This window comes from Paenibacillus fonticola DSM 21315, from assembly GCF_000381905.1.
Lineage (GTDB): Bacteria > Bacillota > Bacilli > Paenibacillales > Paenibacillaceae > Fontibacillus > Fontibacillus fonticola.
The window spans coordinates 68638-77368 of the sequence record NZ_KB907263.1; the positions used below are offsets into that span (position 1 = coordinate 68638).

The 8731-nt window shown below is 47.5% G+C and carries 10 protein-coding genes; 7 read left to right on the top strand and 3 right to left on the bottom strand.

Annotated features, from left to right (window positions below; translation table 11 throughout):
- Positions 1-2 precede the first annotated feature (2 nt).
- The gene (locus G358_RS0118660; protein WP_019638771.1) at positions 3-653 is read left to right on the top strand and encodes a DUF1266 domain-containing protein; all 651 of its coding nucleotides are present in this window, start codon (positions 3-5) and stop codon (positions 651-653) included.
- A gap of 175 nt (positions 654-828) precedes the next feature.
- Here G358_RS0118660 and G358_RS0118665 read toward each other — a convergent pair whose 3' ends face one another.
- The 3 genes from G358_RS0118665 to G358_RS0118675 all read right to left on the bottom strand — a co-directional run bounded on the left by G358_RS0118665 (position 829) and on the right by G358_RS0118675 (position 3252).
- A complete protein-coding gene (locus G358_RS0118665; RefSeq protein WP_019638772.1) occupies positions 829-1992 on the bottom strand; it encodes an FAD-dependent monooxygenase in 1164 nt (387 codons plus the stop codon).
- Positions 1993-2018: 26 nt separating this feature from the next.
- A complete protein-coding gene (locus G358_RS0118670) occupies positions 2019-2855 on the bottom strand; it encodes a patatin-like phospholipase family protein (protein ID WP_019638773.1) in 837 nt (278 codons plus the stop codon).
- Between the two features lie 112 nt (positions 2856-2967).
- Complete coding sequence (locus G358_RS0118675; RefSeq protein ID WP_157274423.1) at positions 2968-3252, bottom strand: hypothetical protein; 285 nt, start codon at positions 3250-3252, stop codon at positions 2968-2970.
- A 249-nt stretch (positions 3253-3501) separates the two neighbouring features.
- On the opposite strand from G358_RS0118675, the gene G358_RS0118680 reads away from it, so the two are divergent.
- The 6 genes from G358_RS0118680 to G358_RS30470 all read left to right on the top strand — a co-directional run bounded on the left by G358_RS0118680 (position 3502) and on the right by G358_RS30470 (position 8277).
- Complete coding sequence (locus G358_RS0118680; RefSeq protein WP_019638775.1) at positions 3502-3789, top strand: Dabb family protein; 288 nt, start codon at positions 3502-3504, stop codon at positions 3787-3789.
- A gap of 178 nt (positions 3790-3967) precedes the next feature.
- A complete protein-coding gene (locus tag G358_RS0118690; protein ID WP_019638777.1) occupies positions 3968-4408 on the top strand; it encodes a DUF86 domain-containing protein in 441 nt (146 codons plus the stop codon).
- Positions 4409-4532: 124 nt separating this feature from the next.
- On the top strand, positions 4533-5093 hold the full coding sequence (locus G358_RS32475) for a YtxH domain-containing protein (protein ID WP_019638778.1): 561 nt from the start codon (positions 4533-4535) through the stop codon (positions 5091-5093).
- Between the two features lie 185 nt (positions 5094-5278).
- Complete coding sequence (gene racE, locus G358_RS0118700; protein WP_026342353.1) at positions 5279-6097, top strand: glutamate racemase; 819 nt, start codon at positions 5279-5281, stop codon at positions 6095-6097.
- A gap of 289 nt (positions 6098-6386) precedes the next feature.
- The gene (locus tag G358_RS0118705) at positions 6387-7019 is read left to right on the top strand and encodes a TraX family protein (RefSeq protein ID WP_338042714.1); all 633 of its coding nucleotides are present in this window, start codon (positions 6387-6389) and stop codon (positions 7017-7019) included.
- Between the two features lie 319 nt (positions 7020-7338).
- Positions 7339-8277: a M14 family metallopeptidase gene (locus G358_RS30470; protein ID WP_019638781.1), complete on the top strand. Its 939-nt coding sequence runs from the start codon at positions 7339-7341 to the stop codon at positions 8275-8277.
- Positions 8278-8731: the final 454 nt, after the last annotated feature.

Sequence of the window (8731 nt, forward strand, 5' to 3'; positions counted from 1 at the left end):
AAATGCTAGGTGTAAACTGGAGAAAAAGGACATATTATCAAGCGATGACAGCGGTATTCTTTATCGGCAATCCCCTGGACGATCAGGCCGTCCGCCATTGCGGCGATCTTCGCAGCTGCCCGCGGCCAATACTGCAAAGCTGGCTGTTCCGCTGGGGGATAGAGGATTCCTTAACTTTACATGACAGGCTTAACTGGCTGTTGTATAAAGGCCATCGAATGAAATTTAATGAAGTAAAACAAACGCTGTCCACGATGAGCTATGAAATGCGCGAGCAGTACATCGCAAGCTTGCCGGAGTTGTCCATTTTGAAAAACAATTACTCCGCAGTAAACAAGTTCATGAACCACTTGGGGCCGGAGGGGATTGCTGCATATGATTATGCTCTCTACCTTGCGCTATCGCAGGCCGGCGTAAGCCTGAAATACAGGACTCGGAGAGATGACCGTTACTATGCTCGCGAAATCGCTGAGATTGCCCAGCGTAAATACACAGGGTGGGATGATTACAATATGGCCTGCATAGCAGGGATGTATTTTCTTGCACCGCCAACGGAGGAGCCCTATCTACATAACAGGAGCTATTTGTATACCCGGCTGTTAGTACAAAAAAACAGCGTAATGAATCGTGTAAACTGGAACGCGAAGTTGTAATGGAGAAAAATGCAACGATGGATTGGTGAGAATGCTGCAATGAAAAGCTGTAATGGAAGGCTGTAATGAAAAGCTGTAATAAACAGCTGCTATAAACAACTGCTATAAACAGTTCCCGTACGTACGATGCGGATCCGGGTATGCTTGGATGGCTGCCGGCCATAGCCGTAGTTCATCACTTTAGCAGGCCATCCAGATCAATGTGGTACAAATAGTCCAGTTGGCGTGTCACCAGCTTGCCGGTCGCCGGCATGAGGGCATTTCTGAGCGCAATGGCGGCCGGCAGGTTTAGCTGCGCTATTTTCCCGACGAGGTTGGACATTTTGGTTATAGCGGCAGTACGCTTTACACGCTGTTTGCTATAACGCTCCAAGGCCGTTTCGATGCTCGGGGAATGCCGGATATGCCCGGCCAATATGATGGCATCCTCGATCGCCTGCCCCGCTCCCTGGCCCATATTCGGTGTCGTGGCATGAGCGGCATCGCCAAGCAGCACGACCCGTCCGAAAGTAAAGCGGCGAAGCGGGGGAAGGAACAGAATATCATGGTGGAGCAGCAGCCCGCTGCAGGAGTTTTCGAGTAATTGGGGAATCGGCTCGTGATAATGCCCAAATTGTTTTGCGAGGTCTTTTGCTGTAAATTGAGCAAGCCGGGGATCGGCTTTTTTCGCATTTAAACAAGCGAACCAGTAAATATGGCCGCTGGCAAGCGGAACGAGGCCAAACCGCCCGTTTCTCCCCCATGTTTCCGTAAATACATCCGGGTCGTAATTTAACCGGGACCAGTCGACGGGCACGACCGAGCGCCAGCATGTATAGCCTGCATACCGGGGCTTCGTTTGCGGCAGCAGCGTTTGGCGAATGACGGAATGAATACCGTCGGCTGCGATAAGGATATCCCCCTCCTCCGAGGTCCCGTCCGCGAACCAGACCTTAATCCCGCAGGCAGACTGCTCGAAGCGTACGCATCGTTTGTTAGCTTGAATGCGGTGATCAGGGCCCGCTGCCGATAACAATACGTCAAGCAATTTGGCGCGATCGATGTTCACGTTATCTGCACCGAATTTACGGCTAATCGGGGCAGTCTTCGTATCACTTAGCAGCTTCCCCCGCTCCGACTTGATTTGTACACTTCGCATTGTCTTGCCAACCTGGAATAGTTGGTCGCCAGCACCCAAAAGCTGCAGCGCGCGAACGGCATTAGCCCCGATCCCCAGACCGGCGCCGCCAAGATCCAATTCAGCTCTTTTATCATAGACGACGGTTTGCAGGCCGATTTTACGCAGTGCGATCGACGTGCATAATCCGCCAATCCCCGCGCCAATAATGATCGCCTTCACTCGGCAACAGCCACCTTTGCGCAATTTTAAGCAAACAGCTTGTGAATATCCTTTATTTTATCCATCGCAAGATCATAGCCATGCTGACAAGTGCTCCGCAGTTTACCGAGATCCTTCTCGAAGCTATCCAGCGGCATTTGAGGGCGAATGATAACGGCCTTTCCATCGAGCTCCAATTGCTCGCAGTAGGCTACTGACTCGTTATATATTTCGTGTCTCGTCAGCAAAATATGTTCGAGATGAGGGTATTTACGCTTTAATAATCTGCCTACCATCGCATTTTGCCGGCTAAACGTTTTTACATAGCCTTTTGGCTGGGTCAGAATGATTAAATGCTTCTCATTTCCGTCTTTCACCGCTTTACGAATAGGAATCGGATCGGTGAGACCCCCGTCATAATATTTGGAACCGTTCATTTCAATGGCCGGAAAAAACAAAGGTATGGCACAAGTAGCCCGCAGCATCGTCCATTGTTCGTCGATTTCCATGCCATCTATATATTCAGGCTGCCCTGTCATTGCATTGGTCACGCCGACTAGCAGTCTACCCGTATAACTCTTAAAAGCTTCAACATCAAATGGAATTAGTTGTCCAGGAATTTCCCCGAATATGAAGTCCAAGCCGAATAAGCTGCGGTGTCGAACATAATTCCGATATCCGATATAACGGGGATCATGGCGATACTGCTCTAAAATATCAAGATTTCTTCGTTTCTGTCTCGATATATAAGAAAATCCGTTGCTAATTCCAGCGGATACCCCTATACAGTAAGGAAACATAATTTGCTGATCCAATAATGCGTCCATTACGCCTGCACTGAAAATTGGCCGGAGGGTACCACCTTCCAATACTAAACTTGGCACTTACTTTCACCTCATCAGGGAACATAGAATTATGAAACAATAAATTTTAGAAAATTGGTTTTAGGGAACATTTGGATTAATAAGCATGAATAAACAAATTATAATATACAGTCTAACTCTGCAACTGTGTATTATCAAACGCAATTGAAATTACTTTGCTGGCGGGAATGATAACAAGCTGCCCCTTTTTGTCACGCAGTTTAAAGCTGTCGCTATAAACGGCAAGCAGATTGCCGGGTATTTTTATGCTATTCGTTTGAATCATTATATCTTTGCCAACCGATTGGCTTAACCGCTCGATCGTCTCCGCATTGGGAAATATAGCTGTGGCAAGCAATTTCTCCAAATGATCGGTTCTCTGCTCTAACAGCTCTACCGACGCTTGAAGTATTCGCATTCGCAGTTTCCGTCTCGAACGATTCAGTAAGCAGCTTAGATTGCACATGACTAACCTCCGTGTTTCTATTGTTGTTTGAACTTAATATATGATATGTTCAGTAGTTTCATAGAGATTGGACATGCATCTATAACCGGAACAGTTTTATTTAAAAAAGACATCGCAAGCGATTAAGCTTTTACGGCTGATATGCGGTATGATATATTTTGATGGTATGCAGTGAATATATTTTTAAGGAGAGAACACGTAATGATTAAACATATCGTATTGTTTAAATTAAAGGATTCTTCCCCGGAGAGCATTGAAAGAACAGCCAGCGTACTTCGCAATATGGAGGGGAAAATTGAGCAGCTTCGCAGCATTGAAGTTGGCATCGACGTTGTGAAATCGCCTCGTTCGTACGATATTGCCCTCGTCACTACTTTTGATTCCCTGGAGGATTTGGAAGGATATCAGGTGCATCCTGTCCATAAAAAAGTGATAGAGCATATGGTGGAAGCAAGAGAGAGCCAAGTGGCCGTTGATTTTGAATTCTGATTTCGATGACGGATGCTATTATTCTGGTGAAGCGGAAGGTGCGCCCTAAACAGAAGCAGGCGCAAACAGAGAAGCAATCAGAGAAAGCAAACAGAGAAAGCAAATAGAGGAAAGCAAGCGGGAACGAGCCAAGGATACCGATTAGGAAGTCCGCAGCACATTGAAGGAGGAGACTTTCGTGTATTACGTAAACCGGGAACAAATCGAACGCAGATTACATATGCTGCCGGAAATTGTACAAGTCTTGCAGGCGTCAGACTCGATTCAGATGCAGCAGGCAGGGCTTCTGGAGCGTTATGCCATAGAGAGAGCGCTTCATTTGGCGCTGGAAATTGTAACAGATGTCGGGAGCTATTTAATCGATGGTTTCATTATGCGGGATGCGAGCAGTTATGAGGACATTGTTGATATTATGCTTGACGAAAATGTAATTGATACTGTGCTTCACAGCATATTGATTGAACTGGTTCGCCTCCGCAAACCACTGGTGCAGGAATATTTCGATATGGACCGGGACGCAGCATCAACGGTTATTAAACGCCTCAAAGAGGCGGAAGCGCTGGATGCCTTTGCTGGGCGCGTTCGCGCATATTTGGATCAAGAGGGAATTGAACTCTGAAAGAAATATTGTATAAATGTCATCTAACTGTTGTGTCGGGACAATCATCTGCTGCTTATAATAAATTAACTATATAGGCATTAGCCCGGATTGCAAGGGCAAGCCGCATAAGGAGAGATGAATCGTGAGCAAAGGAAGCAAGGGTTGGATTTGGGGCGCTGCCATCGGTACGATCGTCGGTTCTGTCACAGCACTGTTGTTCGCACCAAAGCCGGGCAAGGAGCTTCGCAAGGATATTGCCGATGGCGCCCGCCAGGTCGGTGAGAAAACGGGTGAACTTGCAGGTAAAGTAAGTGAGCAGAGCGCTTATATTGCCGAGAAGGTAAAGGAGACGGCCGGAAATATCATCCAGGACATTCAGGGCTGGCGGGATAGCAAAGGCGAAGAAGAGGAAGACAAGGAAGTGCAAATTTCAGCAATTACTACGGAATACGATATGTCTGACACTAACGCAGCTATAGCAATCGAGGAATTAAATACGAATGAAGTAAATGCAAATGATGAAGTAAATACAACTGGCACAAATGAAGTGAACTCAAATCAAGTAAACGTCATTGATGTTAATGCAAGTGATGTAAGTGCAACTGCCGGGGAAGCGGAGTCTGCGTATGGCACCGCTACTACCGCTGCTACCGCTTCCGCTGAGCAGACGGTCATTCGCGAGGATGACAAGAGCAAGTCTTGAATAAGCATGCTTCTTTAAGAAGACCCTGCCCCGGGTCTTTTTTCACGTGCTATGTGGGACAGGCACTTAGGGACCGTTTCTTGTCACAGCATCATAAATTGGGGTAATATTTAATTTAGTTACACTTTAAGATGAATAGACATAAAGTAACGTAAAGCATCTAAACTATAATAAAAGGAAGCGGTATGTTCGTGCAGCAGCAAGCCATCGCAATACTAGACTCGGGTGTAGGTGGTCTCACTGTGGCCAAGGAGGTCATGAGACAACTGCCCAGGGAGAAAATCATATACTTCGGAGATACGGCGCGGACGCCTTATGGCCCCCGATCTCCAGAAGAAGTTACTTTATTTACAGAGCAGATCGTGGATTTTTTGATTCAATTCAAGCCGAAAATGGTTGTCATCGCGTGTAATACGGCCACGGCAGCCGCGCTCGAGCATATTAAACGCAAGCTGACCGTTCCCGTCATCGGGGTCATTCATCCGGGAGCAAGGGCGGCAATTAGCTCGACCAAGACCGGTCAAGTGGGGGTAATCGGAACGATCGGAACGATTCATAGCGGTGCCTATACTGCCGCCCTAAAAGAACTGAATCCGGTGATCGATGTGGTCAGCGAGGCCTGTCCTGAATTCGTTCCTCTTGTCGAGCAGGGGCAGTTCGGGACGCCAAAGGCTACGCTCGTCGTGGAGCAGTCGCTTAGTGAAATGAAGCAGCACCCGATTGACTGTCTTATTTTGGGATGTACGCATTATCCATTTCTAATGAATCCGATTCAAGAAGTAATGGGCCCAGACGTAAAGCTGATCAGCTCTGCAGATGAAACGGCACGGGAGATTAGTACGGTACTGTATCAAAAAGGGCAGTTGGCTCGTGGCAACGAAGTCCCGATCCATCAATTCTTCTGCAGCGGAGATTCCGAAATGTTCAGCAAAATAGCTCATCAGTGGTTAGGGGAACAGATTGAGCTTACCCCAATCGTATGGCAGGTTTCCAATCCATCCTGATTGGAATCAGAACAACCTTTGCTGGAAGGAACCGTCTTTTCCGCAAAGGTTGTTTTTGTACCTGTTTTCTTTTCAAAGGAGGATGTTTGATACATACGGGAGCTTCCGCAGCAATCTTACCTGAGTCTTTCTTACCTGTGTTTTACCTGAAATTTTGCTTGTAATTTCTATGCCTCCCCTCAATAGAGTGGCAGGAGATGGGGAAGACTCCGCAAAAATGTATGCGCTTGCTTCGCTTGGCAGAGCTATGTTTTTTAGAAAACTTCATGAAATGGATTGAAGGAGGATTATGATGCAGTTCATCGCCATGTTAACGATGCTGATCGACCATGTCGGCCTGTTGTTTTTTCCAGATCAAGCTGTTTGGAGAATTATTGGCCGAATCGCATTTCCCTTATATGTATACGCACTGGCGCAAGGACACCAGCATACATCCTCTCATGGTAAATATGTGCTGCGGCTTCTCGGCATCGCTGTCGTATCGCAAATTCCCTACCAGATCCTCTTTGAAACGAATGAGCTGAATGTTGTGGCCTCGTTGTTTATGGGGTTACTACTGCTGCGTGTGCTTGACGGATTGTCGCCGGGGTGGCCGGCTTTTTTATTAATTGCGTCAGGCTGCATCTTTTTTGAGGTGTTTCCCTTCGAATATGGAGCATATGGACTGCTTCTCATGCTTATATTCAATTATGTGAAGTCTGGCCCCCAGCTTATTATGATGCATTTGTTATTAAATTTGGCGGCCTTGTTTACTTACGGCTGGGTTATTCAGCTATTCAGCATTTTGCCGACGATATTTATCGTGTATGGACCTGATCTATGGAAAAGGCTGGAGTCCTGGAATATGCCACGCTGGATTTGGAGGGCATTCTATCCGGTACATTTAGCTGTCCTGGCGATCATCGTCCACTTGATGGGCTGATCAGTTGAACTGGAGGATAGGAGCACACGAGGACAGGCAAACAACACGATATCAACAGGAGATTAACAGAAGAACAACAGAAGAACAACAGGAGAACAACAGAAGAACAACAGAAGAACAACAGAAGAACAACAGGAGAACAACAGGAGATCAACAGGAGATCAACAGGAGATCAACAAGATAATAAAACAATAAATCAATAAATCAATAGGACAACAAGACAACAAGACAACAAGACAAGAGGAGATAGGGCGATGGAATGAGGACCAGGAGTGGCCTGCTTCGGGGGAAATTTAATATCGGGAGGTAATCGGTATTGATGTCTAAAAATGAAGCCCAAAAGACTATCGTACGCGTACAAAGCGGATATCGTTATGAAGATGGCATAGCCCATATCGGGCAGTTGCTTGCGCGTTATCCTTTTATAACGAGGGTTGAAATCGGAAAAAGCGTCCTGGGCAAATCCATTGATGCCCTTGTCATCGGGAAGGGGGATGAGCACATTCATATTAATGCGTCAGTTCATGCTAACGAGTGGATTACGACACCGCTTCTGCTTCGCTTTATTGAGCAACTGGCCGCATCTGGAGAGCCTAACTCCGGCGAAGCGGCAGGCGGCGCTATGGGTGGAGCTGTATCGCTTGATCAGATCACGCATGATCGGATCACGTTATGGGCAGTTCCGATGGTTAACCCGGATGGGATGAACTTGGCCCAGGACGGATTATGGCCGGGTTGTCCTTTCAGGGAGCAGTTGCTGGAGTGGAACAAAGGCAGCGAGGACTTCAGCCGCTGGAAGGCGAATATTCGCGGAGTGGATCTTAATGATCAGTTCCCGGCGGGCTGGGAGGAGGAACGCGCCAGGCGCAACATTTCTGGACCTTCCGCGCAGGACTATGGCGGAGAGATGCCGCTTAGCGAGCCAGAGGCCGCGGCTCTCGCCGGTCTGACTTACGGGCAGCGCTTCGCCAGGGTAGCGTCCTTGCATACGCAGGGGCGGGAAATATATTGGAACTACCGCAATATGGAGCCGGCTTCCGCGGAAGTGCTCGCCGAACGCTTGGCCCAAGCCAGCGGGTATACCGCGGTGAAGTTAACAGGCAGCGATGCAGGGTATAAAGATTGGTTTATTCATGAATTTCACCGCCCGGGCTTCACGATAGAGGCGGGTGAAGGCGTTAATCCGCTGCCGATTGCGCAATTCGACAGCATATACGGGGAGATAGCACCGCTGTTGGCGGAGTTTATCAGGGGGTAGCCCGGGTTTTTTTGAAAAATTACACAATTTATTACTCAACTTTCGCAGCTTGAAATCTTCTAATGACCTTAATGCAACTGGGGAGCTGGGATAGGTTGCTGGAATTGACTTTGTAAGCATGCTGAAGGCTCATTTTCTGCTCTTAGCGCGCGCTGTGACGATTTGGTTCATCTGACTGGATCGAGCAGTTACTCCTGAGCAGCCGGCCAGCCCGGCGTGAAGGCACGCGTGGAGGTGTATGAAATATCATACACAACATACACGTAGCGGCATCATTGGGGAGATGTGTATGAATTATCGTACATAAACGCACTCGTAGCGCCCTGATTCGGGAAATGTGTATGAATTATCGTATATAAACACACTCGTAGCATCCTGATCAGGGAATATGTATGAATTATCATACACAAACGCACTCGTAGCGCCCTGATTCGGGAGATGTGTATGAATTATC